General features: G+C 69.0%; 20 protein-coding genes and 1 riboswitch. Of the genes, 9 read left to right on the plus strand and 11 right to left on the minus strand.

Annotated features, from left to right (window positions below; genetic code table 11):
• Positions 1 to 51: 51 nt before the first annotated feature.
• Positions 52 to 200, minus strand: a riboswitch (FMN riboswitch).
• Positions 201 to 514: 314 nt separating this feature from the next.
• Positions 515 to 2,245, plus strand: a complete 1,731-nt coding sequence (locus ACXKZF_RS03940; RefSeq protein ID WP_488985445.1) for a S8 family serine peptidase — start codon at positions 515 to 517, stop codon at positions 2,243 to 2,245.
• Positions 2,246 to 2,383: 138 nt separating this feature from the next.
• Here the strand turns inward: ACXKZF_RS03940 and ACXKZF_RS03945 are convergent, their stop codons facing one another.
• The 9 genes from ACXKZF_RS03945 to sdhC form a co-directional block, all read right to left on the minus strand.
• Entirely contained in the window at positions 2,384 to 3,247 is an 864-nt protein-coding gene (locus ACXKZF_RS03945; protein ID WP_488985446.1) for an Fpg/Nei family DNA glycosylase, read from the minus strand.
• 310 nt (positions 3,248 to 3,557) lie between these two features.
• Positions 3,558 to 4,562, minus strand: a complete 1,005-nt coding sequence (gene trpS, locus ACXKZF_RS03950) for a tryptophan--tRNA ligase (protein ID WP_488985447.1) — start codon at positions 4,560 to 4,562, stop codon at positions 3,558 to 3,560.
• A 141-nt stretch (positions 4,563 to 4,703) separates the two neighbouring features.
• The gene (locus ACXKZF_RS03955; RefSeq protein WP_488985448.1) at positions 4,704 to 5,330 is read right to left on the minus strand and encodes a GyrI-like domain-containing protein; all 627 of its coding nucleotides are present in this window, start codon (positions 5,328 to 5,330) and stop codon (positions 4,704 to 4,706) included.
• A gap of 129 nt (positions 5,331 to 5,459) precedes the next feature.
• Complete coding sequence (locus ACXKZF_RS03960; RefSeq protein ID WP_488985449.1) at positions 5,460 to 6,308, minus strand: exodeoxyribonuclease III; 849 nt, start codon at positions 6,306 to 6,308, stop codon at positions 5,460 to 5,462.
• 72 nt (positions 6,309 to 6,380) lie between these two features.
• Positions 6,381 to 7,601 carry a YihY/virulence factor BrkB family protein gene (locus ACXKZF_RS03965; RefSeq protein WP_488985450.1) on the minus strand — a complete coding sequence of 407 codons (1,221 nt, stop codon included), beginning with the start codon at positions 7,599 to 7,601 and terminating at the stop codon, positions 6,381 to 6,383.
• A 274-nt stretch (positions 7,602 to 7,875) separates the two neighbouring features.
• Positions 7,876 to 8,661, minus strand: a complete 786-nt coding sequence (locus tag ACXKZF_RS03970; RefSeq protein ID WP_055958605.1) for a succinate dehydrogenase iron-sulfur subunit — start codon at positions 8,659 to 8,661, stop codon at positions 7,876 to 7,878.
• A 1-nt stretch (position 8,662) separates the two neighbouring features.
• Positions 8,663 to 10,492: a succinate dehydrogenase flavoprotein subunit gene (sdhA, locus tag ACXKZF_RS03975; protein ID WP_243222885.1), complete on the minus strand. Its 1,830-nt coding sequence runs from the start codon at positions 10,490 to 10,492 to the stop codon at positions 8,663 to 8,665.
• Between the two features lie 46 nt (positions 10,493 to 10,538).
• The gene (locus ACXKZF_RS03980) at positions 10,539 to 10,997 is read right to left on the minus strand and encodes a succinate dehydrogenase hydrophobic membrane anchor subunit (RefSeq protein WP_055958598.1); all 459 of its coding nucleotides are present in this window, start codon (positions 10,995 to 10,997) and stop codon (positions 10,539 to 10,541) included.
• On the minus strand, positions 10,997 to 11,431 hold the full coding sequence (sdhC, locus tag ACXKZF_RS03985) for a succinate dehydrogenase, cytochrome b556 subunit (RefSeq protein WP_082485057.1): 435 nt from the start codon (positions 11,429 to 11,431) through the stop codon (positions 10,997 to 10,999). Before sdhC ends, ACXKZF_RS03980 begins: the two co-directional genes overlap by 1 nt.
• 215 nt (positions 11,432 to 11,646) lie before the next feature.
• Between sdhC and ACXKZF_RS03990 the strand changes: the two genes are divergently transcribed.
• The 8 genes from ACXKZF_RS03990 (at position 11,647) to ACXKZF_RS04025 (ending at position 21,286) form a co-directional block, all read left to right on the plus strand.
• Complete coding sequence (locus ACXKZF_RS03990) at positions 11,647 to 12,765, plus strand: mannose-1-phosphate guanylyltransferase (RefSeq protein ID WP_055958595.1); 1,119 nt, start codon at positions 11,647 to 11,649, stop codon at positions 12,763 to 12,765.
• 234 nt (positions 12,766 to 12,999) lie between these two features.
• A complete protein-coding gene (locus tag ACXKZF_RS03995) occupies positions 13,000 to 14,067 on the plus strand; it encodes a BMP family lipoprotein (RefSeq protein ID WP_279291872.1) in 1,068 nt (355 codons plus the stop codon).
• Between the two features lie 158 nt (positions 14,068 to 14,225).
• Positions 14,226 to 15,746 (plus strand): ABC transporter ATP-binding protein, encoded by a 1,521-nt coding sequence (locus ACXKZF_RS04000; protein WP_488985451.1) that lies wholly within the window; start codon positions 14,226 to 14,228, stop codon positions 15,744 to 15,746.
• A complete protein-coding gene (locus tag ACXKZF_RS04005; protein ID WP_488985452.1) occupies positions 15,743 to 17,107 on the plus strand; it encodes an ABC transporter permease in 1,365 nt (454 codons plus the stop codon). Before ACXKZF_RS04000 ends, ACXKZF_RS04005 begins: the two co-directional genes overlap by 4 nt.
• Complete coding sequence (locus ACXKZF_RS04010) at positions 17,104 to 18,402, plus strand: ABC transporter permease (protein WP_374108648.1); 1,299 nt, start codon at positions 17,104 to 17,106, stop codon at positions 18,400 to 18,402. The genes ACXKZF_RS04005 and ACXKZF_RS04010 overlap by 4 nt, the downstream gene beginning before the upstream one ends.
• A gap of 42 nt (positions 18,403 to 18,444) precedes the next feature.
• Complete coding sequence (locus ACXKZF_RS04015) at positions 18,445 to 18,846, plus strand: cytidine deaminase (protein WP_055834370.1); 402 nt, start codon at positions 18,445 to 18,447, stop codon at positions 18,844 to 18,846.
• Complete coding sequence (locus ACXKZF_RS04020) at positions 18,843 to 20,156, plus strand: thymidine phosphorylase (protein ID WP_488985453.1); 1,314 nt, start codon at positions 18,843 to 18,845, stop codon at positions 20,154 to 20,156. The genes ACXKZF_RS04015 and ACXKZF_RS04020 overlap by 4 nt, the downstream gene beginning before the upstream one ends.
• A 23-nt stretch (positions 20,157 to 20,179) precedes the next feature.
• Positions 20,180 to 21,286 (plus strand): adenosine deaminase, encoded by a 1,107-nt coding sequence (locus tag ACXKZF_RS04025; RefSeq protein ID WP_488985454.1) that lies wholly within the window; start codon positions 20,180 to 20,182, stop codon positions 21,284 to 21,286.
• Between the two features lie 100 nt (positions 21,287 to 21,386).
• On the opposite strand, the gene ACXKZF_RS04030 is transcribed toward ACXKZF_RS04025, so the two are convergent.
• On the minus strand, positions 21,387 to 22,058 hold the full coding sequence (locus ACXKZF_RS04030) for a response regulator (protein WP_488985455.1): 672 nt from the start codon (positions 22,056 to 22,058) through the stop codon (positions 21,387 to 21,389).
• Positions 22,058 to 23,632, minus strand: a complete 1,575-nt coding sequence (locus ACXKZF_RS04035) for an ATP-binding protein (RefSeq protein WP_055958567.1) — start codon at positions 23,630 to 23,632, stop codon at positions 22,058 to 22,060. Before ACXKZF_RS04035 ends, ACXKZF_RS04030 begins: the two co-directional genes overlap by 1 nt.
• Between the last annotated feature and the right edge of the window lie 20 nt (positions 23,633 to 23,652).

Consider the following 23,652-nt stretch of genomic DNA (forward strand, 5'->3'; position numbering starts at 1 on the left):
CCTTCCCGCGGTGTCCGGGGGCAGGGTCAGCGGGATAGGCGCAGCGCGCCATCCGTGCTGCCTCCTATCCGGACTAGCGACGGATACCCGTCGCATCACCGTCGGTCCCGGAATTCCACCGGATCGGCCCCACCGCCGGGGCGGAGGGGTTCGCGGACTGTCACCGCCGGTTCGGATTCTCACCGACCCCGGAGCACGTTGTTGCTCTTCTGAGTCTAGTGAACGCGAAGCGGGCGGATTCATTCCCCGGAATGAACGGACACATGCCGAGCATGCGCGGGAGGGCGGGGCGATGACGGCCTCCGTGGATGCGGAGGTGGGAGCTCCGGAGGCGCGGACGGGCGATGCATCCGACGAGAATGCAGGGATCGGAACCCTTCTCGCGCACAACAAGGCCCGAAGCTATACCAAAGAATCTGCGCCCCGTCACCTGGTTGAAACGTTCTGGCCCTATTCTGTCTGTCGGCGGGCTTTCCTATCACTCCGCCCTGAGTTCTTCGCGAGGGTAGAGGGAATGGCATTGAAGATTTATCGTCCCGCGGGCGCGATGGTGGCTGTCGCCGCGGTCCTGCTCGCCGGTGTGGTCGGCGCAGCGCCGGCGTCGGCGGCCACGCGTCCCGCCGGTGACTACGTCATCGGACTCGCTGACGGCGTCGACGCGGCCGCTCTCGCGGCCCGTTACGGCGTCGACATCGACGACCGTTACACCGCTGCCCTGAACGGTTTCGCGGCGTCGCTCACGGCCGCCGAGGCGACCGCGCTGGCGAACGACCGCCGCGTCAGTGCCGTCACGGCCGACGTCGAGGTCGAGGGCTTCGCGCAGGCCGATACTCCCACGCCCAAGACCGTGCAGGCGGACAAGCCGCCGGTCAACGCGGGCGATGGCGTGCAGACCGCCTGGACCGGACCCGCGGTGGCGGTGATCGACTCGGGCGTCAACCCGCACATCGACTACAACCTCGTCAAAGCGGTGAACTGCCTCGGCACCAGCGACGAGCGCGACGGCAACGGTCACGGCACCGGCGTCTCGGGATACATCGCCGCGTACGACAACGACTTCGGCACGGTCGGGGTCGCCCCCGGCGCACCGATCTATTCGGTTCGCGTGATGGATGCCAAGAACAAGGGCACGCTTTCCTCGGTGCTTTGTGGTGTCGACTGGGTCGTCGCGAATGCAGCGACCTACAACATCAAGGTCGCCAACATGAGCCTCGGCTTCGAAGGCGTCGATGACGGGAACTGCGGCTACTCCAACAGCGACGCGCTCCACCAGTCGATCTGCAAGCTGACGTCGCAGGGCGTCGTGGTGGTCTCGGGAGCCGGCAACGGCAACACCGACCTCGGGCGCGTCCTCCCGGGCTCGTACGACGAGGTGCTGGTGGCCACCAACATGGCCGACTACGACGGCAAGCCCGGCGGACTGGCCGCGAGCACCTGCGGCCTCTCCACCAAGGACGACTCGCCGTGGTTGAACACGAACTACGCCGTCTCCGCCGCCGACAAGGCCCACACGCTGGCAGCCCCCGGCACGTGCCCGTACACCACCCTCAAGGGCGACCGCTTCGGATACATCCAGTCGGGCACGTCGATGGCTACCGCGGCTCTCAGCGGCGTGGTCTTGAACTGCTTCGCCACGGGCAGCTGCCCCGGATTGTCCACTCCTCAGGTCATCCGACAGGTCATGGCGCAGGCGTCCGCAGCCGACGCCAAGGGCCACACGTGGTTCGGCAGCCCCTCGGCCGCCGGCTCCTCGCCGAGCAAGTACTACGGCTACCTGGCCACGGTCGCACCGACCGGCTCTGTCCCGACGCCGACGCCCACCCCGACGCCGACCGCTTCGCCGACGCCCACGGCCTCGCCGACGCCCACCGCATCCCCGACGCCGACCGCGTCCCCGACGCCGTCGCCGACCCCGACGCGCACGCCGACCCCCACGGCCACGCCGACCCCGTCGAAGGACACGACCGCGCCCACGACCGCGATCACCAGCCCGACCACGGGCACGACGATCTCCGGACGCGGTGACCTCGTCGCTTCGGCGAACGACAACGTCGCAGTGACCGGTGTCAGCTTCTGGGCGGGTTCGACCAAGCTCGGCGATGCCGTGCGCGGCAGCGACGGACTCTGGCGTACGAGCCTCGACTCCGGACAGTACCCCAAGGGTCGCTACCAGATCCGCTCGCGTGCTGTCGACGCAGCGGGCAACATCGGGTGGAGCCCGATCGTGACGATCGCGATCTCCTGATCCATTGACGACGGCGGCGGGCGGCACTTCGGTGTCGCCCGCCGCTGTCGTTCGTCGAGGCGGCGGGACGACTCCGGCCGCGGCGGCGGAGGGCGCGCGTTGCGGCCCCGAACCGGGACCCGACCCGGCGGCGGCGAGCTACTTGAGCAGGCGCGACAGCCGCCGATCGGCGAGCAGCTTGCCGCCGGTCTGGCAAGTGGGGCAGTACTCGAGGGAGTTGTCGGCGAAGAAGACGCTGCGCACCTCGTCGCCGCAGACCGGACACGCCTCGCCGCGTCGCCCGTGCACGCGCATGCCGCGTCGCTTGGCATCCTTCAGCTCCGCCGGGGGTTTGCCGCGGGCTGCGTCGATGGCCTCGGTGAGCGTCGTCGTCATGGCAGTGAAGAGGCGGTCCACTTCGTCGTCGGTGAGGGTGGCGGCGAGGGCGTAGGGCGACATCTTCGCCGCGTGCAGGATCTCGTCGGAGTAGGCGTTTCCGACGCCGGCGATGATCGACTGGTCGCGCAGCACGCCCTTGATCTGCGTGCGGCGACCGGTGAGCAGGGCACCGAACTCCGCGCGGCCGAAGTCGTCGTCGAGCGGGTCGGGGCCCAGGCGTGCGATACCGGGTACCTCGTCGGGCGTGGTCACGGCGTACACGGCGAGCGACTTCTTCGTGCCCGCCTCGGTGAGATCGAAGCCCGAGCCGTCGTCGAAGCCGACCCGCAGAGCGATCGGAGTCTTGCCCGGCTTGATCAGCGTCGTCGGTAGGGCGTCGTACCAGCGCAGCCACCCGGCTTTCGCCAGGTGGAACACGAGGTGGATGCCGCCATCGGTGGCGATGTCGACGAACTTGCCGTGGCGCTCGACCCCCGTCACCTGCGCACCGACGAGGTCGGCGAGGGGCGGCGCGTACGTCTTGAGGGCGTTGATCGCCGACACGGTGGCCCGCTCGAAACGCACACCCGCGAGGCGCATCCGCAGGAACTCGACGAGTCCCTCGACCTCTGGCATCTCCGGCATGCGCCCATGCTCCCACGCAACGGCGGCGCCGAGAACGGCCTTGCGCCCGAACGGCGCAGGCTCGGATACGCGCTGCCGTCATCGACGCGGGCCGGGAGGGGCGCGTGTCGGCCGCGGCGTGTATCGGCATGGGCACAACTCCGGCGTCAGCCACCCCGTTGGCCGATCGGCGGGGCCGTTCTTGCAAAGACGCAGGAGTCGTGCGCCGATCCCCCCGGCGGGACGGCCGGCAGCCGGCAGCCGGCCGATGATCAGCTGAACGCCGACGCCCGCGGCATCTCGAGATGCGCGGGCGTCGGGGAGCCGGGGATCAGCCCCGCCGCAGCAGCCCGATGCGGTCGTATACGTCGGCGAGGGTCTTCTCGGCGACGGATGCCGCGCGGCCGGCGTTGGTCGCCAGCACCCGGTCGAGTTCGGCGGGGTCGTCCAGCAGCTCGAGGGCGCGCTCGCGAACCGGCTCGAATTCGTTCACGACGACCTCGGCCAGCCCCTTCTTGAAGTCGCCGTAGCCGCGACCGGCGTACTCGTCTTCGATCGCGGTGATCTCGCGGCCGGTGAGGGCCGAGTAGATGACGAGCAGGTTGGAGACGCCCGGCTTCTCGTCTCTGTCGAATCGCACGACCCCCTCGGAGTCGGTGACCGCGCGCATGATCTTCTTGGCGCTGACCTTCGACTCATCGAGCATCCAGAGCACGCCCGCGTCGGATTCGGCCGACTTCGACATCTTCGACGTCGGGTTCTGCAGGTCGTAGATGCGGGCCGTTTCGCGCTGGATCATGGGCTTGGGCACCGTGAACGTCTCGCCGAAGCGCTGGTTGAAACGCTCTGCGAGGTCGCGCGTGAGCTCGATGTGCTGCTTCTGATCGTCTCCGACCGGCACGACGTCGGTCTGGTACAGCAGGATGTCGGCCGCCATCAGCACCGGGTAGGTGAACAGCCCGACGTTGGTGGCGTCCGCGCCGTAGCGGGCCGACTTGTCTTTGAACTGGGTCATGCGGCCGGCCTCGCCGAAACCGGTGAGGGTCGACAAGACCCACTGCAACTCGGCGTGCGCCGGCACATGCGACTGCACGTAGAGCGTGGAGCGCGAAGGCTCGATGCCCGCGGCGATGTACTGCGCGGCGGTACGGCGGGTCTTCTCGCGACGCTCGGCGGGGTCGCCGGGCTGGGTGAGGGCGTGCAGGTCGACGACCGAGAAGAAGGCGTCGTACTGGTCTTGCAACTCGCGCCACTGCAGCAGGGCCCCGATGTAGTTGCCGATCTGGAGGCTGTCGGCCGAGGGCTGCATTCCGGAGTAGAGGCGCTGCTGAGTCACCTCTCGATCCTAGGCGTCGCCGCGTGCGGCGCCGGCGCGGGAGGTGAGGGCGAGCTTCGAACCGACGGGCGATCCTGCGCGCGCCCGGAAAGCGACCAGGTGGATCGCATTGCGGGCTCGTGCCGGAGCTCCTCGCCGTGCCTACGCCGAGGTTCTGACGACGGGTTGGCGGAGGATGGTGCGGAGTTTGTCGGGGGTGACTTTGCGGGGGTCGCTGAGGTAGACCTCATGATGCGTTCCGCGCAGGTGGAGGCCCCGACCGGGGATGAACTCCCGGTGCATCTCTTCCAGCACGTCTGCCTCATCGTCGTAGGAGCCGAGGTGGAGCGTTTGCACGCACAACCCCTCGGCGAGGGTCTCGATCCGCACGTCGTCCAGCCGTCCGGCCGACCCTTTCGCTCCGACGACGTCGATGGCTGCGCGGACCATGGCCTCGTCGATCCACTCGGGGATCATGAGCATCATCGTCCAGTCCCACCGCGATTTGTCTCTCGCCGTGGTGAACGCCTCCATGTCGTCCGCCCACCACAAGCCCTCCAGCGGTGGCACCACATAGTCGCGGCCGAGTTCACGTCTGCTGGCGAACTTCAGCGTGTAGGCAACGGGGTAAAGAGCTTGCAGTGCCTGCGTGTAGGCCGGTGAGGTGTTCGGGTCGCCGTGTCCGTCGATCATGAGATACCGCATCTCGGGCACCTGTACGACCCTGAACTGCCCGCGCACCGCCTGATAACCGTCGAGGGTCTTCTTGAAGTCGACTTTCTCCGTCACGTCGCTCCTCCACTCGCCTCGAAGCTCTGCTCTCTCCGTCTGCGGCGGGACGAGCGAGGAGGAGACGAGCTCGTTCGCCGCACCCAGGATTTCGTCCGGAGACCGTCGATTATGCCCTTGGACGCTCGGTCACCGCCCGAGGGTGTAGTCGACGACAACGGGGGAGTGGTCGCTCCAGCGGGTGTCGTACGACGGCGCACGGTCGACGCGGTAGTCGGTCACGCGTTCCGCGAGGGCGGGGGTGGCGACGTGATAGTCGATGCGCCAGCCGCTGTCGGTGTCGAACGCCTTGCCGCGCATCGACCAGAACGTATAGGGACCCTCGGCTTCGCCCACCGCGCGGCGGCCCACATCGACCCAGCCGAGACCTGTGCCGATCGACCCGTCCACGCCCTCGACCCGTTCTCCGGCGGGGCCGAAGAAGCGGTCGAAGTAGGCACGCTCGCGCGGGAGGAACCCGGCGTTCTTACGGTTGCCGCGCCAGTTCTTGATGTCGAGTTCGCGGTGCCCTACATTGAGGTCTCCCACCACCAGCGCGAGCTCGCGCTCGGCGCTGAGCTCGGCGAGCCGACGCTCCATGGCATCCAGAAACAGCCACTTGGCGTCTTGCTTGGGGGTGTCGACCTCGCCGCTGTGCACGTAGGCGCTGACGATCGTGACGGTCTCGCCGTCGATGTCGAAATCGGTCTCGATCCATCGCCCTGACGCATCGAGCGGCTCGGGGCCGAGATGAGTGCGCGTCTCGACGCCGGGAAGGCGGCTGATGATCGCCACGCCGGCACGCCCCTTCTGCAGGGCCTCGTCGTTGACGATCTGCCACCCGGGGAGAGCCTCGGCCAGCTGCTCGGCGGTCGCCCGGACCTCTTGGAGGGCGACGATGTCGGCCCCCGAGGCGTCGAGCCACTCGGTCATGCCCTTGCGGACGGCGGCACGGATGCCATTGACGTTGACGGAGACGATACGCACGGAACGAGGCACTCCACGAGCCTAACGGCGACCTCCGACATCGTTCCCTCGGGGAAACCGAGGCCCCCGGGCGGCGTCCGAGCGTCAGTCCGGGAGGAGAGAGACCCGCCGCGGCGCGGGCACGTCGGCCTCCGCGCGCACGAGCTGCTTCTCGGCCACTCTGAGTCGCCGCTTCGCCCGCCAGCGAAGGGGCCACCGCGACAGGGCAACCTCTTTCTCGGCCTGGCGCACGCCGACCTGTGCCGCGATGACGAGGGCCGCCTGTTCCATGGCCAGGCGATCCTCGGGGGAGCGCAGGGGAACGTCGCGGTCGCGAGCCGCCACCGCGATCCACGCCGCCGAGACGAGGATCACGATGCCGATGAACCGGAACCACAGCAAGAACCCGATGAGCACGGTGAACGTGGCCAGCAGGGGGTTGGACGGCGTGTAGACGAAGAGGAAGCCCGCGGCGACCTGCAGCACGACCATGCCCGTCGCCCCGACGATCGCGCCCGGCCACGCGCGTCGCCAGGTGAGGGTCGTGCCCGTGAGGAAGCGGAAAAGGGAGGCCAGGGCGACGGTGTTCACACCGAACGCGACGACGAGCGAGATGATCCGAGCGCCCACCGACCAGCCGAGGGTCTCGCGGTCCCAGCCGATGAGCCCGAACACCAGATCGACCGCACCGGTGGTGATCGAGCCGAGCAGAGCACCGACCAGCAGGGCGATGCCGAACAGGAGCGAGGCGACGAAGTCACGCGCCTTGAGCAGCACGTAGTTGCGCAGGTCGAAGGGCAGTCCGAAGGTGTCGCGCACGGCGCGGCGGGTGAATGTGACGAACCCAATGGCGGTCCACACCACCACCACGACGGCGACGATGCCGGTGATGGTGAGGAGGCGCCCGCTCTCCTGCGCGACGGCCTCGACCTGCTCGCGGTCGACGAGGCCGTTCTCGCTGATGATGCCGGGAATGTAGCTGTTGACGATGTGGATCAGACCGTCGATCGCGGTCTTGCTTCCGCCCAGCCAGATCCCCACGCCGGCGAACGCCAGGTACAGCGCCGAGAACACCGCGAACAGCCCCTGGTAGCTCATGCCCGCGGCGAGCAAGAAGCCGTTGTGCTGCAAAAAGTGCCGCCACACGCGGATCGGGAACCACTGCGCGATCTTCGCCGCCCGGGCGATGGGCTGATCCAGGCGCTCCCGCACGGCGGTCTGCGCGGCCTCGAGCCGGTCACGAAGCGAAGCGTCGTCATCACGCACAGAGGCGCTGTCGTCGCGCACCGCGGGCAACGGCCGCGGGTCGTGGCGGTTCTCAGTCACCCGACGAGCCTAATGAATGGATGCCGCCCCCTCGTCGTGGGGCGGTGCGCCTCGGCCCCACCGGGTGGGCGTTCGCTGCCGCGGCATCCGTCGTCCGGGCGCTCGCCGTTCGGCGCGATTTCCGCCTCCGTCGTTCGGGAATCCGCGAGGAGGTCGCGTTCTCACGAGGAAGCATAGGGATGCCGGGGCGGCAATGGGGTGTCGTGCCACATGACCCGCGAGCAAACGCCGAACGGCGGGGCGCCGAAGCGCACCCGCCGTTCGAGGGCGACGGTCAGCGACCGCCGCGGAGGACGGCCTGCTTGACCTCGGCGATGGCCTTGGTGACCTCGATGCCACGGGGGCACGCCTCGGTGCAGTTGAAGGTGGTGCGGCAGCGCCACACGCCCTCTTTGTCGTTGAGGATGTCGAGGCGCACGTCGCCCGCGTCGTCGCGCGAGTCGAAGATGAAGCGGTGCGCGTTCACGATCGCGGCGGGGCCGAAGTACTGCCCGTCGGTCCAGAACACGGGACACGACGAGGTGCACGCGGCGCACAGGATGCACTTGGTCGTGTCGTCGAAGACCTCCCGGTCGACGATCGACTGCACGCGCTCCTTGCCCGGCTCGGGCTTCGAGTTCGAGATGAGGAAGGGCTGCACCTCGCGGTACGAGGCGAAGAACGGCTCCATGTCGACGATCAGGTCCTTCTCGAGCGGAAGGCCCTTGATCGCCTCGACGTAGATCGGCTGCGAGATGTCGAGGTCTTTGATCAGCGTCTTGCAGGCCAGGCGGTTGCGGCCGTTGATGCGCATGGCATCCGATCCGCAGATGCCGTGCGCGCACGAGCGGCGGAACGACAATGAGCCGTCGGTCTCCCACTTGATCTTGTGCAGCGCGTCGAGCACCCGGTCGGTGGAGTACAGCTCCACGTCGTAATCGACCCATCGCGGCTCGTCGTCGACCTCGGGGTCGAAACGACGGATGTTGAAGGTGACGAGGAACGACTGGATCCCGGTGTCTTCCGGCGTCTGCTCGACCTCGTCCGAGGTGTCGACGTTCTCGAGGACGGTGGATGCCATCTCAGTACTTCCTCTCCAGCGGCGGGTAGCGCAACTCGCCCGCCTCGTTCTTGGTGAACACCACGGGCTTCCAGCCGAGTTCGATGTGATCGGCGGGGTGCGACGAGTGGGGGTCTCCCGACAGGTACGCCATGGTGTGCTGCATGTACTTCTCGTCGTCGCGCGTGGGGAAGTCGTCGCGCATGTGACCGCCACGGCTCTCTTCACGGTTCTGCGCCGAGTAGACGACGACCTCGGCCAGGTCGAGCAGGAAGCCGAGCTCGACGGCCTCGAGCAGGTCGGTGTTGAAGCGCTTGCCCTTGTCGTCGACGTGGATGTTCTTGTAGCGCTCGCGGAGGTCCGCGATGACATCCATCACGTGGGCGAGGGACTCGTGCGTGCGGAACACCTGCGCGCCCTTGTCCATCTCGTCCTGGAGCGTCTTGCGCAGGACCGCGATGCGCTCGGTGCCGCTGTTGTTGCGCAGGCTCTCGATGAGTCCGCGCACCTCGGCGGCGGGGTCCTCGGGTAGCGGCACGAAGTCGGCGGTCTTGACGTACTCGACAGCGTTGCGGCCGGCGCGCTTGCCGAAGACGTTGATGTCGAGCAGCGAGTTGGTGCCGAGGCGGTTGGAGCCGTGCACCGAGACGCAGGCGCACTCGCCCGCGGCGTACAGACCGGGGACCACGGTGTCGTTGTCGGCGAGCACCTCGGCCTTGATGTTGGTGGGGATGCCGCCCATCGCGTAATGCGCGGTGGGCATGACCGGTACGGGCTCGACGACCGGATCGACACCGAGGTAGGTGCGGGCGAACTCGGTGATGTCAGGGAGCTTCGTCTCGAGCACCTCGGCACCCAGGTGCGTGCAGTCCAGCAGGACGTAGTCGCGGTGGGGTCCCGCGCCGCGACCCTCGGAAACCTCTTGCACCATGCAGCGGGCGACGATGTCGCGCGGCGCCAGGTCTTTGATGGTGGGGGCGTAGCGCTCCATGAAGCGCTCACCGCTGGCGTTGCGCAGGATCGCGCCCTCGCCTCGGGCGCCTTCGGTGAGAAGGATGCCGAGACCGGCGAGGCCGGTCGGGTGGAACTGGAAGAACTCCATGTCCTCCAGGGGGAGGCCCTTGCGCCACACGATGCCGACGCCGTCACCGGTGAGGGTGTGGGCGTTGGAGGTGGTCTTGAAGATCTTGCCGAAGCCACCCGTGGCGAAGATGACGGCTTTCGACTGGAAGACGTGCAACTCGCCCGTGGCGAGGTCGTAGGCGACGACACCGGAGACCTGGGTCTTGCCCGCCGCGTCCTTCACCGTGATGAGGTCGAGCACGTAGAACTCGTTGAAGAAGTTGATGCCGAGCTTGACGCAGTTCTGGAACAGCGTCTGCAGGATCATGTGGCCGGTGCGGTCGGCGGCGTAGCACGCACGGCGCACGGGGGTCTTGCCGTGGTCGGCGGTGTGACCGCCGAAACGGCGCTGGTCGATCTTGCCCTCGGGCGTGCGGTTGAACGGCAGGCCCATGTTCTCGAGGTCGATGACGGCGTCGATGGCCTCTTTGGCGAGGATCTCGGCGGCATCCTGATCCACGAGGTAGTCGCCACCCTTGATGGTGTCGAACGTGTGCCACTCCCACGAGTCCTCTTCGACGTTGGCGAGCGCCGCCGCCATGCCGCCCTGCGCTGCGCCCGTGTGCGAGCGGGTCGGGTAGAGCTTCGAGATGACGGCGGTCTTCGCGCCGGGGCCGGCCTCGATGGCCGCGCGCATGCCCGCGCCGCCGGCGCCGACGATGACGACGTCGAACTGGTGGTAGTGGACGCCGTCTTTGACGATCGAGTCCGAGGAAGTCTGGGTGCTCACGTGTGCGATGCCTCTGCTGTCAGGGGAAAGAAGGGATGCCGTCGGCTCACGCCGCCTGGCACGCGTCCCAGAGGGAGCTGCTCTCGGTCACACCGAGGCAGGGGTCGAAGGTGAACACGACGAGCGTGCCGAGCAGGATCAGGAACCCCGCGGAGATCCACAGCGATCCGACGAGGATCTTGCGGATCGTGGCGTTCGTGACGTAGTCGTTCACGATCGTGCGCATGCCGTTGGCGCCGTGGATGAGGGCGAGCCAGAGCATCAGCACGTCCCACCACTGCCAGAACGGCGAGGCCAGCTTGCCCGCGACGAACGCGAAGTCGATCTGGTGGATGCCGTCGTTCGTCATCAGGTTGACGAACAGGTGGCCGAAGATGAGGACGATCAGCAGCACGCCGGAGGCGCGCATGTAGATCCATCCCCACTTCTCGAGGTTGGAGCCCTTCTTGCGGACGGCGGGCGTGCGCGGGGCGGGGATCGTGGCGGCTTCTTGGGCGACGGACATCAGTGGCTCCCGGTGACGGCGCTGAAGACGTTGATCAGGTGGCGGGGGGTGAAACCGAGCATGGTGACGACCCAGAGGCCCAGCACGCCCCACCACAGCTGGCGCTGGTGGCGCGTGGCCCACGGCCAGAAGTCGACCAGAATGATGCGCAGCCCGTTGAACGCGTGATACGCGATCGCACCGACAAGGGCCACCTCGCCGAGACCCATGATCGGGTTCTTGTACGTGCCGATGACGGCGTCGTACGCCTCGGGCGACACGCGGATGAGCGCCGTGTCGAGGATGTGCACGAGGAGGAAGAAGAAGATCGCCACACCGGTGATGCGGTGCAGGACCCAGGACCACATGCCTTCTCGGCCGCGGTAGAGAGTGCCCCGGGGCCTCTTCGAAGTGGTCGTTTTCACCGACGGCGTGGCACGTGCTGGTGCTGACACGGTCGTCCTCCCTGATCGAACACGATGTGGGGGCCGACACCGGCCCCGAGCGTCACACGGGCGCCCCTGAATACTACGTCCGGCCTATGAATGCGGAGGATAAGGGGTGCCTAACTGTCTCTCGACATCGAGATAAATGGAGCGCACCGAGGGCCCGGTCTCACCCGGTTCGGGGCCGTCGGAGGGGAGGAGTCCGGACCGCTAGGGTCGGAGCCATGTCAGATCGCGCTATCGACGACTTCTACGCCGTGATCCCCGCCGGAGGCATCGGCAGCCGCCTCTGGCCGCTCTCGCGGGCGGACGCCCCCAAGTTCCTCCATGACCTGACCGGCTCGGGCCAGACCCTGCTGCGCGACACCTGGGACCGCCTCGCGCCGCTGTCGGGGGAGGATCGCATCGCCGTCGTCACCGGACGCGCTCACCGCGCCGCGGTCGAGCGGGAGCTTCCCGGCGTGCTCGACCACAACGTCTTCCTCGAGTCGGAGCCGCGCGACTCCTCCGCCGCGATCGGTCTCGCCGCCGCGATCCTCGTGCGTCGCGAGCCCGACGTGATCATCGGCTCCTTCGCGGCCGACCACGTGATCCGCCAGACCCGGCAGTTCGACTTCGCGGTGCGCCAGGCGGTCGCCGTGGCTCGGGCCGGTTACATCTGCACGATCGGCATCCAGCCCAGCGAGGCCTCGGTCGGCTTCGGCTACATCAAGCAGGCCGGCGAGTTGATCGTCGACGGGGCGCCCGAGGCCTACATGGTCGAGCGTTTCGTAGAGAAGCCGGATCTCGAGACGGCGAAGGAATACTTCACCGACCGCGCCTACCTCTGGAACGCGGGCATGTTCATCACCCGCGCCGATGTCCTCCTCGCCGAGCTCGCCGTGAACGAGCCCGAGCTGCACGCGGGCCTGCTCGAGCTCGCCGAGTCGTGGGATGACCGCGACCGCCGCGGCCCCGCCGTCGACCGCATCTGGCCCGGGCTGAAGAAGATCGCCATCGATTACTCCGTCGCGGAGCCGGCGGCCGAGAAGGGGCGCCTCGCCGTCATCCCCGGTCACTTCGACTGGGACGACGTGGGAGATTTCGCGAGCCTGTCCAAGCTCAACTCCTCGGGTGGGCGCAACGAGCTCGCGATCCTCGGTGAGGACGCCCGTGTGCTCTCCGACTCCTCCAGCGGCATCGTCGTCTCGCAGACCAAGCGCGTGATCAGCCTGATCGGCGTGCGCGACATCGTCGTGGTGGACACCCCCGACGCCCTGCTCGTCACGACGACCGAGAACGCCCAGCGCGTCAAGGGCGTCGTCGACGCCCTGAAGCTCACGGGTCGCGGCGACGTTCTCTGAGACCGGATGCCGCCCGGCGTGGCATCCGGTTCCGCCCCGTGTCGCAGCGTGTGGCGGTCGCGTGACGCGAGATTGCGTCTTTGTAACCATTGCCGCGCACGGCGGCTCCTGGCTCACGAGCGCGGCGACACACTGGGTAACGTGACGGGATCGTCCCCCGAACCCGTTGGGGGCATCCGTCTTGGAGGACCCCTCGTGAAGACCACGAAGAAGGCCGTCGTCAGCGGCTTCGCCATGATCGGCGCCGCCGTACTGCTCGCCGGCTGCGGCGCAGCGCCCGAGAGCAACGGCGCGTCGGGCGGTGCCGGATCCGGCGCCAGCGACTACCTGCCCTGCATGGTGTCGGACGCCGGCGGATTCGACGACAAGTCGTTCAACCAGCTCGGTAAAGAGGGCGTCGACGCCGCCGCCACCGAACTCGGCTCGCAGACCCCCATCGAGGTCGAGTCGCAGGCCGAGACCGACTACGCCTCCAACCTGCAGAACCTCGTCGACCAGGGCTGCAACACCATCGTCACGGTCGGCTTCCTCCTCGCCCCCGCGGCGCTCGAGTCGGCCACGGCCAACCCCGACCTGCAGTACGTCTCGATCGACGACACCGTCGACAGCGACTTCGACGGCCAGACCGACGCGCCCAACATCAAGCCGATCATCTTCGACACCGCGCAGGCGGCCTACCTCGCCGGCTACCTCGCCGCGGGTACGTCGAAGACCGGCGTCGTCGGCACCTTCGGTGGCCTGAACATCCCGACCGTGAGCATCTTCATGGACGGCTTCGCGCAGGGCGTCGAGAAGTACAACACCGACAACGGCACGAGCGTGCGCGTCGTCGGCTGGGACCGCGCCGCGCAGGACGGCTCCTTCACCGGTGGATTCGAGGCGAACGACACCGCGCGCCAGACCGCGCAGGCGATCATCGACCAGAACGTCGACGTGCTCCTGCCCGTCGGTGGCCCGATCTACCAGTCGGCCGCCGTCGCGATCCGTGACGCCGGGCGCGAGATCGCCCTCGTCGGTGTCGACGCCGACGTGTTCGAGACCGACCCGACCGTCGGCGACCTGCTGCTGACCTCGATCCTCAAGGGCATCGACGTGGGCACCAAGGACGCCATCGTCGCCGCCGGCAACGGCTCGTTCGACGCGGCGCCCTTCGTGGGAACGCTCGAGAACGAGGGCGTCGGCATCGCCGACTACCACGACTGGTCGGACCGCGTTCCCGCCGACCTGACGAGCAAGATCGAAGACCTCAAGGCTCAGATCATCGACGGCTCGATCACCGTCGACTCGTACCTCGCGGGCTGAGGTAACGAACTCTCTCGGGGAGGCCGGCGTTCGCCGGCCTCCCCTCCCTTTGGCCGGGGCGCTGTCCCTCGGTCGGCCCCAGCCCGGGTCCGCTCACGAGGCGGCCCTTCCCGTCGGACGCCTGCCGCGTTCGGCGTCGAGAACTTAGGATCGGGAACATGAAGCTCGAACTCCGCGGGATCACGAAAACCTTCGGGTCCCTGGTGGCGAACGACCACATCGACCTCACGGTGCACGCCGGTGAGATCCACTGCCTGCTCGGCGAGAACGGTGCCGGCAAGTCCACCCTGATGAACGTCCTCTACGGTCTCTACCAGGCCGACGGGGGAGAGATCCTGCTCGACGACGTCGTCCAGCACTTCTCGGGTCCCGGCGACGCGATGCGTTCCGGCATCGGCATGGTGCACCAGCACTTCATGCTCATTCCCGTCTTCACCGTCGCCGAGAACGTCATGCTCGGGCACGAGCCGACGAAAGCCGGTGGCCGCCTCGACATCGCCGCCGCACGCGCCAAGGTCACAGAGATCTCCGACCGCTTCGGGTTCGACGTCGATCCCGACGCCCTCGTCGACGACCTGCCCGTCGGTGTGCAGCAGCGCGTCGAGATCATCAAGGCGCTGTCGCGCGACGCGAAAGTCCTCGTCTTCGATGAGCCGACCGCCGTGCTCACTCCCCAGGAGACCGACGAGCTCATGGCGATCATGCGCCAGCTGAAGGCGGCGGGCACGTCGATCGTCTTCATCACCCACAAGCTGCGCGAGGTTCGCGAGGTCGCGGACCGCATCACCGTCATCCGGCTCGGCAAGGTGGTCGGCGAGGCCGAGCCCACCGCCTCCAACGCCGAGCTCGCCTCGCTCATGGTGGGTCGCGCGGTCGAGCTCACCGTGCAGAAAGACGCGCCGACGCTCGGCGATGTCGCTCTGTCGGTGAAGGGTCTGACCGTGGTCGACGCGATCGGTCAGGTCGTGGTCAACGACGTCAGCTTCGAGGTACGCCGCGGCGAGGTCCTCGCCATCGCCGGCGTTCAGGGCAACGGCCAGACCGAGCTCACCGAGGCTCTCGTGGGCCTGCAAGAGCGCGTCGAGGGGTCCATCACCCTCGACGGCAAGGAACTCGGTGGATCGACCGTGCGCACGGTGCTCGACGCGGGCGTCGGCTTCGTGCCCGAGGATCGCAAAGAAGACGGCCTCGTGGGCGAGTTCTCGATCGCCGAGAACCTCATGCTCGATCGCGCCGACGGCGCTCCCTTCGTCAAGGGTGGTGCGCTGCAGCTGTCGACGCTGGCCGATTTCGCGCGCGACAAGGTCGCCGAATTCGACGTGCGCACGCCGTCGATCGAGACGCCTGTCGGACGCCTGTCCGGCGGCAACCAGCAGAAGGTCGTGCTGGCCCGCGAGCTCAGCCGCGAGCTCCGACTCTTCGTCGCCGCGCAGCCCACCCGCGGAGTCGACGTGGGCTCGATCGAGTTCATCCACAAGCGCGTCATTGAGACCCGCGATGCGGGCGTACCGGTGATCGTCGTCTCGACCGAGCTCGACGAGGTCACCGCGCTCGCCGACCGCATCATGGTGATGTACCGCGGCCGCGTCGTCGGCATCGTTCCCGGCGACACCACGCGCGACGTGCTCGGCTTGATGATGGCCGGCGAGACGCCCCACACCGAAGGAGTCGCCGCGTGAGCGATCCGCACAGCCCTCACGACCCGAGTGCCGCGCGCGCGGACCGCGCCGCCGAGGTGTCCGACCCGACATCCGCCGACGCCGCTCTCGCGGGGGCGTCGACGGTCGACCCCACCGCGGGTGCCCGCGTGGTGGCCCCCGAGCCGGCGACGGAAGAGAACCGCTGGCGCCGCGCATTGCGCGAGGTCGCCACCGGCAACGCCATCATCTCGGTTCTCGCCGTGATCCTCGCCCTTCTCGTGGGAGCCGTGATGATCGCGGCGACCGACGAGAACGTCCAGGCATCCGCGGGATACTTCTTCGCCCGCCCGGGCGACACCCTCGTCGCGATCTGGCAGTCCGTGTCGGGCGCCTACGCCTCGTTCTTCCAGGGCGCGATCTACAACTTCCGCCGCCCCGAGTTCGCCACCGGCATCCGCCCCCTCACCGAGACGTTGACGTTCGCGACCCCGCTGATCGCCGCGGGTCTCGGCGTCGCGCTCGCATTCCGCGTCGGCATGTTCAACATCGGTGGTCGTGGGCAGATGCTCGTCGCCGCGGCGGCCGGCGGCTATGTCGCCTTCGCCTTCGATCTCCCCTGGGGTCTGCACGCGCTCGTCGCGCTCGTCGCCGGGGTCGTGGCGGGTGCCCTGTGGGCGGGGATCGCGGGGCTCCTCAAGGCGCGCACCGGAGCACACGAGGTGATCGTCACGATCATGCTCAACTACGTCGCGTTCTACCTCGTCTACTACCTGCTGCGCACCCCCGGCCTGCTGCAGGCGCCGGGGTCGAGCAACCCGACCACACCGGCGATGAAGGAGACCGCGGTCTTCCCCGACCTGTTCGGTCCCGCCTACAACCTGCACTTCGGGTTCGTCCTGTCGCTCGCGGCCGTCGCGCTGGTGTGGTGGATCCTGGAGCGGTCGTCGCTGGGCTTCCGCTTCCGCGCGGTCGGTCTCAACCCGAACGCCGCCCGCGTGGCGGGCATCAACGTCAAGTCGATGTACGTCGTCGCCATGCTCATCTCGGGTGGACTCATCGGTCTCGCCGGGGTGGACCAGGTGCTCGGCACCGTGACCACCGGATTCTCCAGCGGCATCGACGCCGGAATCGGGTTCGACGCCATCACGGTGGCGCTGCTGGGTCGTTCGACCCCCGTCGGCGTGCTGGTGGCCGGCATCCTGTTCGGGGCGTTCAAAGCCGGCGGCTTCGCCATGCAGGCCGCGAACGGCGTGCCGATCGACATCGTGCTCGTCGTGCAGTCGCTCATCGTGCTGTTCATCGCCGCACCCCCGCTCGTGCGCGCGATCTTCCGTCTGCCCGCGCCCGGTGCGCGTGCGTCGAAGACGCGCGCCGCCAAGAAGAAGGAGGTGGTCAAGTGAGTACCACCGCTCAGCACCCCGGGGTGTCGCCGCAGCCGGATGCCCTCGACAAGACCATCGTCATCAGCTGGAAAGCGCCGGTCGTCTACGGCGTCATCACGGTGCTCGCCGCGGTGCTCTTCGTGGTCGCGCGCCAGGACGGCGACGCGGTGTTCCGCATCTCGAGCCCGGGGGAGTTCCTGCAGCTGCCCGAGGTGGTTCTCGGGGGAGTGGTCACCGGTGCCGTCTGCACCGTCCTGCTCGCGCTCATCACCGCCGCCAGCTTCCTGCTGGTTCGCGCGCACCGCCGCCCGCCGCTGTGGCTGGCCGTCCTCTTCGCGCTGATCTTCATGATCGGCTTCCTGACGTGGGCCGCGGCCGGTGCGACCACGTCGGTCATCCCGCTGACGGGCCTGCTCGCCGGTGGCCTGAGCCTGTCGGTCCCGCTGATCTTCGGGGCGATGGCCGGCGTGCTGAGCGAACGCGTGGGCGTGGTGAACATCGCGATCGAGGGCCAGCTCCTCGCGGGCGCTTTCACCTCGGCGATCGTCGCCACCGCGACCGGCAACCCCTTCATCGGACTCCTCGCAGCCGGTGTCTCGGGCGTGCTGGTGTCGTTCGTCCTCGCGGCGTTCGCGATCAAGTACTTCGTCGATCAGGTCATCGTCGGCGTCGTGTTGAACGTGCTCGTGGTGGGGCTGACGAGCTTCCTGTTCTCGCAGTTGCTCGCACCGAACGCGGCGACGCTGAACGCCCCGCCGCGCTTCCCGCGCTTGCCGATCCCGTTCCTCGCCGACATCCCCATCATCGGGCCGATGCTCTTCAACCAGACGATCATCGTGTATCTGATGTACGTCACGGTGGCGCTGGTGTACGTGGGCCTGTTCCACACCCGCTGGGGTCTGCGCCTGCGCGCGGTCGGCGAGCACCCGCAGGCCGCCGACACGGTCGGTATCAACATCGCCAAGACCCGGTTCTGGAACGTGTCGCTCGGCGGCGCCATCGCCGGCCTCGGCGGCGCGTTCTTCACGCTCGGTTCCGTCGGCGCGTTCAACAAAGAGATGACCGCCGGCGCGGGGTACATCGCCCTCGCCGCTGTGATCTTCGGCCAGTGGGACCCGATCCGCGCCACCCTCGCGGCGTTGCTGTTCGGCTTCGCCTCCAACCTCCAGAACACCCTCGGCGTCATCGGCTCCCCGGTGCCCAGCGAGTTCATGCTGATGCTGCCGTACGTGGTGACGATCTTCGCGGTCGCCGGTCTCGTCGGGAAGGTGCGCGGCCCCGCGGCCGCCGGCAAACCGTACATAAAAGGCTGACCAGGCCCGTCACCCCCCCATGAGAGGACCCCTCACACCACGATGACCGACATCGACTGGGACGAACTCCGTTCCGCCGCGACGGATGCCATGCACCGCGCATACGCGCCCTACTCCCGCTTCAAGGTGGGCGCCGCGGCGCTCGTCGCCGACGGCCGCATCGTCTCGGGGTGCAACGTCGAGAACGCCTCCTACGGGGTGACGCTGTGCGCCGAGTGCGGCCTGGTGTCCGAGCTGCACATGTCGGGCGGCGGCCAGCTGGTCGCGTTCGTCTGCGTCGACGGCGAGGGTCGCACCCTCATGCCGTGCGGACGGTGCCGACAGCTGCTGTTCGAGCACGCCATCCCCGGGATGCTGCTCGAGACCGTCAGCGGCATCCGCACCATCGACGAGGTGCTGCCCGACGCGTTCGGTCCGCGCGAGCTCGAGGAGGCCGCACGATGACCCTTCGACAGGCTCAGGGACCGGTGATTCATCCGCACGACGCGGTCGAGGTCATCCGCACGAAGCGCGACGGGGGCGCCATCTCGGAGTCGGCGCTGCGCTGGCTCATCGAGCACTACACGAAGGGCTACGTCTCGGACGCCCAGATGGCGTCGTTCGCGATGGCCGTGCTGCTGCGCGGCATGGAGCGCGACGAGATCCGGGTGATGACGGATGCCATGATCGCCTCGGGCGAGCGCATGGACTTCTCGTCCCTCGGCAAACCGACGGTCGACAAGCACTCCACCGGCGGGGTGGGCGACAAGATCACGCTTCCACTGGCGCCGCTCGTTGCCGCCTTCGGCGTCGCCGTGCCGCAACTCTCGGGCCGCGGCCTCGGGCACACCGGCGGAACGCTCGACAAGCTCGAGTCGATCCCCGGTTGGCGCGCAGCGCTGTCGAACGACGAGATCATGGCGCAGCTCGCCGACGTCGGAGCGGTCATCTGCGCCGCGGGCACCGGGCTCGCCCCGGCCGACAAGAAGCTGTACGCACTCCGTGACGTCACCGGGACGGTGGAGGCGATCCCGCTCATCGCCTCGAGCATCATGTCGAAGAAGATCGCCGAGGGCACCGACTCGCTCGTGCTCGACGTGAAGTTCGGCTCGGGCGCGTTCATGCAGGACATCGATCGCGCCCGCGAACTGGCCCGCACGATGGTCGCACTGGGCACCGATTCGGGCGTGAACACCACCGCCCTGCTCACCGACATGAACACCCCGCTGGGCCAGGCCATCGGCAACGCCAACGAGGTGCGCGAGTCGGTCGAGGTGCTCGCGGGCGGCGGCCCCGCCGACGTGGTCGAGCTGACCGTCGCGCTCGCCCGCGAGATGCTCACCCTCGCGGGTCGCCCTGACGCCGACGTCGAGGCGGCGCTGAAGGACGGCCGCGCGATGGACGTGTGGAAGCGCATGATCCGCGCCCAGGACGGGGATCCGGACGCCGCCCTCCCGACGGCCCGCGAGACCCACACCGTGGTCGCTGAGCGTTCGGGCGTGCTCACCCGCATCGAGGCCCTGCCGTTCGGTATCGGTGCCTGGCGTCTGGGTGCCGGTCGTGCGCGTGCCGAGGACGCCGTGGTGCACGCCGCGGGCATCGATCTGCACGTCACGGTGGGCCAGTCGGTCACCGCCGGTCAGCCGCTGTTCACCCTGTCGGCCGACGACGGCGCCCGCTTCGACCGCGCCCTCGGTGCGGTCGAGGGTGCCTGGGAGATCGGCGACGCCGCCCCCGCGGCATCCCCCCTCGTCCGCGAACGCATCACGGCGTGATGGCCGCTCAGCAAAGGAACACGATGGCATCCGACGACGTCCGCATCGGCGACCGCACGGTGCGGGACCTCCCCAAGGTGTCGCTGCACGATCATCTCGACGGGGGGCTGCGCCCGCAGACCGTGCTGGAGCTGGCCGACGAGGTCGGCCTCGACCTGCCGGCCCGCGACGCGAAGGGACTCGGCGCGTGGTTCTCGGACCACATCGACGGAGGGTCGCTCGAGGACTACCTCGAGAAGTTCTCGGTCACCGTCGGCGTGATGCAGACGCGCGAGGGGCTCGTGCGCACCGCGAAGGAGTTCGTCGAGGACCTCGCATCCGACGGGGTCGTCTACGGCGAGGTGCGGTGGGCGCCCGAGCAGCACCTCACGCGCGGCCTCACGCTCGACGAGGTCGTGGATGCCGTGCAGGAGGGCATCGAAGAGGGCGAGGACGCCGCCGACGCGCGCGGCCACGACATCCGAGTCGGGCAGCTGCTCACGGCGCTCCGCCACAACGACAACGCCCGCGACATCGCCGAGCTCGCCGTGGCCTGGCGCGGCCGCGGGGTGGTCGGCTTCGACCTCGCCGGTCCCGAGGACGGATTCCTGCCGTCGGGCCACCGCGCGGCGTTCGACTACCTCGCCGAGCAGTTCTTCCCCACGACGGTGCACGCCGGCGAGGGGGCGGGACTCGCATCCATCCGGTCCGCCCTCATCGACGGTCGCGCCCTGCGCCTCGGTCACGGGGTGCGCATCGCAAACGACCTCGACGTCGTCTCGCGCGAGGGTGAAGAGGTGCAGGTGACCTTCGGCGACCTGGCTCGCTGGGTGCGCGATCGCGAGATCACGCTCGAGCTGTCGCCGACGTCGAACCTGCAGTCGGGGGCCGTCACGGCGTGGGGCGACACGATGGACGCCCACCCGTTCGACCTGCTCTACCAGCTCGACTTCTCGGTCACCGTGAACGTCGACAACCGCCTGATGAGCGCGACCTCGCTCACCCGCGAGCTGGGTCTGCTGGCGCAGGCGTTCGACTACGACCTCGACGACCTCGAAGCGTTCCAGCTGAACGCCGCGGCGGGGGCGTTCCTGCCGGTCGAGGAGCGCGAGGAGCTCATCGCGATCATCTCGGACGGTTTCCAGCGCTAGCGGGTCGCGCGCGGCGCGCACGAGTTGAGTGTCCAAGAAACGCCGCCGGCGTGGCCGGCATCCGGCGTGTCTTGGACACTCAACCAGGGTGGCGGGGCGCTCAGGCGACGGCGACCGTGTAGCGCGTGCTCGGTCGCCCGGCGGTGGTGTAGTCGAGACTGCGCACGCACTCGCCGTCGTCGGCGAGGTGCTCGAGGTAGCGGCGGCAGCTCACCCGTGACAGGCCGAGGTGGTCGGCGACCTCGGCCGCACTCGCCGATCCCAGTTCGGCCAGGGCGGTGCGCACCAGATCGAGCGTCGGGCGCGACAGCCCCTTCGGCAGGGGGCGCTTCGTCACGGGCCGCAGCACCGCGTCGACGCCCTGCTGGTCGAGAGAGCCCGCGACCGCGGCGGAGGCTCGCCGCTCGGCCAGGACGTCGTCGATCCGCGCGTGCAGCTCACCGGCCGTGAACGGCTTCACCAGGTAGTGCTGCACGCCCATCAGCCGCGCCGTGCGCACGGTGTCGACATCGCGTGCCGCCGTCACGGCGATCACCTCCGGCTGCACGAGCGAGCCGTCGGCGCGCACGGAGCGCAGGGCGTCGAGGCCCGAGAAGCCCGGGAGGTGCACGTCGAGCAGCACGAGGTCGGGGTGGAGCTCGGCCACCGCCGACACGGCATCCGGTCCGGTGCCCGCCGTGCCGACGAGTTCGCACCCCGGGTGCGCCGACACGAACCGGCCGTGCAGTGACGCCACGGCGGGGATGTCGTCGACGACGAGGACGCGCAGCATCACGACACCCTCTCGGCCACGGGGAGCACCACCTCGAACCGCGCGCCCCCGAGCGGGGAACGCTCGACCCGGGCGTCGCCGCCCCGGCGGCGGGCGACCCGTCGGACGAGGGCCAGTCCGATGCCGCGGGCGCGGGCGTTGGTGCCCTTCGTGCTCACGCCCTCGTCGAAGACGTGCGCGCGGAGCGCGTCGGGAACACCGGTACCGCTGTCGTCGACCCGCACGCGCACCGAGGAGTCGGTGGCATCCACCGTCACCCGCAACCGATCGCCGGGGCGGCAGGCCTCGAGGGCGTTGTCGACGAGGTTGCCGACCACGGTGATGAGATCGCCGATCGATTCGGCGGGGGGAGCGCCGTGCGCCACGACCTCGAGGGCGACGTCGAGCTCGCGGGAGCGGGCGATCTTGACCGACAGCAGCGCGGTCAGCTCGCTTCCGAGGGCTGCGGCATCCGGTCCCGGATCCAACGGGCCGCCCGGTCGCACCTGCGCGATGAACTCCCGCGCGTCGTCCCACGCGCCGAGTTCGAGCAGGCCCGACACGACGTGCAGCGAGTTGGCGAACTCGTGCGCCTGCGCGCGCAGCCCCTCGGTGAGCGACTGCTGCCCGTCCATGCTGCGGAGGGCCTCGTGGAGTTCGGTGTGATCGCGCAGCAGCAGGGTGCCGCCCACCATGCGGCCGCGGTCGTCGCGGAGTCCCGTGGAGCGGGCGATGACGGGACGCTCGCCCGCCAGCACGAGCCGCCCCTCGGGCTCGCCGTCCTCCATCACCTGCAGGAGGGGCCCGTCGAGCGTCTCGTCGGCGCGACGCCCGCTGAGCGTCCCCCGCCCGATGAGGCGCTCGGCGGCGTCGTTGGCGCTGGTGACGATGCCGCGGTGGTCGACGCGGATCACACCCTCGCTGAGGCGGTGCAGCATCGTCTCGCGCTCGCCCACCAGCTCGGCGATCTCATCCGGTTCGAGCCCCAGGATGCGGCGGCGGATGAGGGCGGCGACCCACGCGGCGCCGAAGACCCCGGCCACCGCGGCGCCGCCGAAGGCGAGGAACAGGCCCGGCAGGCGCGCCTGCAGATCGGCGGCGAGCTCTGACTCGAGCACTCCCACCGACACCGAGCCGATCACGGGGGCGCTCTCGTCGTCGCCGTCGGCGTAGACCGGCACCTTCACCCGGTAGGACTCACCGAGCGTCCCCGTCTCGGTGCCCGACCACACCTGTCCCGACAGGGGGATCGACGGGTCGGTCGACACGCTCTCGCCGATGCGGTCGGGGTTGGGGTGCGACAGACGGATGCCGTCGAGGTCGGTCACCACGACGTAGGTCAACGCCGACGCCTCGCGGATGACCTCGGCCACGGGCTGGATCGCCACCGAGGGATCGGGATCATCGAACGCCTCCACGATGACGGGTAGGCGTGCGATCGACAGCGCCACCCCGACCATGCGCTCGCGGTAGGAGTCGCGGATCGCGCTCTCTTGGATCCAGACGGTGACGATGCCCGCGCCGAGGGTCACGACGCACACGATCAGCGCCTGCAGCAGCAACAGCTGCAGTCTCAGCGACAGTGCTCGGACCACGGTTCATTCTCCCTCGCCGC

It is taken from the genome of Microbacterium sp. ABR10 (assembly GCF_057812175.1).